This is a genomic window from Lactobacillus nasalidis, assembly GCF_016587775.1.
In the GTDB taxonomy this organism is placed as follows: Bacteria; Bacillota; Bacilli; order Lactobacillales; family Lactobacillaceae; genus Lactobacillus; species Lactobacillus nasalidis.
The window spans coordinates 1-2,697 of record NZ_BOCG01000355.1; the positions used below are offsets into that span (position 1 = coordinate 1).

At 50.0% G+C, this 2,697-nt stretch carries 3 protein-coding genes and 1 tRNA gene; 1 reads left to right on the top strand and 3 read right to left on the bottom strand.

What is annotated here, in order from left to right; translation table 11 throughout:
* A partial coding sequence (locus lacNas_RS06795) for an IS3 family transposase (protein ID WP_201330101.1) occupies positions 1–145 on the top strand: 145 nt, incomplete at its 5' end.
* A 25-nt stretch (positions 146–170) separates the two neighbouring features.
* Here lacNas_RS06795 and lacNas_RS06800 read toward each other — a convergent pair.
* The 3 genes from lacNas_RS06800 to lacNas_RS06810 form a co-directional block, all read right to left on the bottom strand.
* The gene (locus lacNas_RS06800) at positions 171–455 is read right to left on the bottom strand and encodes a hypothetical protein (protein ID WP_201330289.1); all 285 of its coding nucleotides are present in this window, start codon (positions 453–455) and stop codon (positions 171–173) included.
* An 82-nt stretch (positions 456–537) separates the two neighbouring features.
* The gene (locus lacNas_RS06805) at positions 538–2,154 is read right to left on the bottom strand and encodes a peptide ABC transporter substrate-binding protein (RefSeq protein WP_201330288.1); all 1,617 of its coding nucleotides are present in this window, start codon (positions 2,152–2,154) and stop codon (positions 538–540) included.
* Positions 2,155–2,518: 364 nt separating this feature from the next.
* Positions 2,519–2,603: transfer RNA gene (locus lacNas_RS06810), tRNA-Leu, on the bottom strand.
* Positions 2,604–2,697 lie beyond the last annotated feature (94 nt).

Below are 2,697 nucleotides of genomic sequence, written 5' to 3' on the forward strand. Positions count from 1 at the left end.
GCACAAATACAAAGACCTAAATGAGATTGAACAAGCTATTCACAAATATATCGATTACTACAACAACGTAAGAATCAAAACAGGACGAAAAAACATGACCCCGATTGAATATCGGAATCATGTTCTAACAACCTTAACGGCGTAATACTAATTTGTCCCAATTTTGGGGGTCACATCACTAGTCGCATGACTAGCGGGCATTTTTGCATGGATTGACTAATTTGCGCTGACCGAGATGCGACGAAAGCGACCACTGCGATGATCAAAAGCAGCCAAAGCACGATCTGCCAGATCAAAGACAGGCTGATCCAGCCTTTCATCTGCTTGAGCTGGTCATCATTGCGCTTGGTGAACAGGTAAATAGCCGGCACCAGCCCAAAGATCGGCCAGACATAAGCGGCAACCAGGAGAATGATCAGCCAGACATTGTAGACAAAAGAATTCGAATCTTTCATTGTTTGTTCCTCCAGTACATGATCAATTCCCCTTCAGTATAACATAAGCGCCTTTTTTGAACAATCATGCGCTTTGGACTTTTTACTCTAGATAAGCATATTCAAAGTAGTAGCTGCCATTGTAGATCAAACCCTTGACCTTGGTATTCAGCATCCAGGCGCTGCCTGACTGCACCAGTGGCGTAACCCCTTGATCGGTCATCAGAATGTTTTCGGCTTTGGCCAGAAGCTTCATCCGCTGGCTGCTGGAAGAAACCGTCTTGGACTTGGCGATTAACTGGTCATACTGCTTGTTGGACCATTTGCCGGAATTGTAGCTGTTGGTCGAGGTCATGCAGTCCAAAAAAGAGATCGGGTCGGCGAAATCGGCGCTCCAGCCGCTCACGCAGGCTTCAAAATTGCCGCTGTCCATCTTGGAGAACTGGGACTTGGTCGGCAGGCTCTGCACCTTGACGGAGATCTGCTTGCCAAATGCCGTCTCCAGGGCGCTCTGGATGTATTCCCCGATTGCCTTGGAGCTGTCGTCGTCGGCCGTCAGCAAGGTGAAGGACAACTTCTGCAGCTTCAAGTCCTTCAAGGCTTCCTTAAAAGTCTTCTGAGCTAGTTTCTTGTGGTAGCTGGTGACCTGCTTGCTGGTCTTGCTCTGGGCCAGGTCGGTGAAGTCCTGGCCGTTCACCTTGGTCATGTCTGCTGCCGTAAAGGTCACAGCACCGGTAAAACCACCGCCCAAGGTCTTGGCCAGGGCCTGGCGGTTAAGAGCCATGGAGACCGCCTGGCGCAGCTTGCTGCTCTTGAATTTGGCCAATTTGGTGTTGAACTGCATGTAGGTCGTGCTGTTGTTCTTTCTGATCACGTAGCCGGCCTGCTTTTGCAGGTTCTTGGATGCCTGGGAGCTCAGGATCGCCGTATCCAGCTTGCCGTCCTGGTAGAGGTTGTAGGCAGTTGACGGCGACTTTTCAACCGTGAAGCTGACCTGCTGCAGCTTGACTGCCTGCTTGTTCCAATATGACTTGTTCTTGACGATCTTCCAAGACAGGTTTGAGCCGGTCCAGCCTTTTTGGACGAACGGGCCGTTAAAGACGGTCGTCTTGGATGAGGTGCCGAACTTGCTCCCGTATTTCTCAACCGCGTGTTGGTTTTCCGGGAAAAAGACTGGGAAAGCCATCAAAAGCTTGAAATATGGCAGCTTATGCTCCAGTTTAACGACCAGCTTGTACTTGCCGACCGCTTTGACGCCCAGGCTGCTGGCCTTTTTCTTGCCGGCCACGATCGCGTCAGCATTCTTGATGCCCGAGAAGATGTAGCTGTACTGGGATGCCGTCTTCGGGTTGACGGTCCGCTGCCAGGAGTAAACGAAGTCTTTCGCCAGGACGGGATCACCGTTGGACCATTTGGCATTCTTACGAAGAGTAAAGGTCCAGGTCAGCCCGTCCTTGCTCTGCACGGCCTTGGTTGCCAGGGCCTGCTTGACCTGGTTGTCCTTGCCCAGCTGGTAGAGCCCCTCCATTGTGTTTTCCATCTGCGTAAACGACGTTGAATCCGTTGCTTTGGACGGATCCATGGTGATGATTTCCGCTGACGTCATCCAGTTAAGTTCCTGCTTTGCTGACCCCTTGCTTTCCCCGCAGGCCGTCAAAAAGGCCCCCGAAAACAAAACGACAGCGCCAGCCAATAAAGATTTTCCCTTGTTCAATTCCAATACCTCGCACAAACAATTAACGGTTTCCAGTTAACGATGCCATTGGCGCGAACAGAAAAAACTTTACAGCAGCACTGCCACACAGGTCACAATTCCGATGCTTCTTATGCCTTCAAAGAGCCTGAGCATGACAAAATCCGGTTCGCCTTACCAACGACACCGTATCGCCTGCACGTGTTGATGCTTGCCTTTGTCATGCCCTGTACTCCTTTCCAGAATTCGTTTTCATTGATATGTTATCTATATTAGCACTCTAAGCTTTTTATGCAAGCCTTTTTGGCCAAAAAAGGATAAAAAAGAACTTTTTCCACCTGCCTTTGTTAAAAAGCACAAAAAAAAACGACTCCGAAGAGTCGTCTGAATATAGCGGTGATCGGGGTCGAACCGATACGTCCGTAATGGACACCAGATTTTGAGTCTGACGCGTCTGCCAATTCCGCCACACCGCCATGCTATTTCACTTATGGCCGCTAAGCCTAAGGCGGGGATCGGAGTCGAACCGACGATTAAGGTTTTGCAGACCTCTGCCTTACCACTTGGCTA

What these genes read in the sequence shown, in the direction of transcription:
- lacNas_RS06800 (WP_201330289.1), bottom strand. Translation starts at nt 455, where the DNA reads ATGAAAGATTCGAATTCTTTTGTCTACAATGTCTGGCTGATCATTCTC.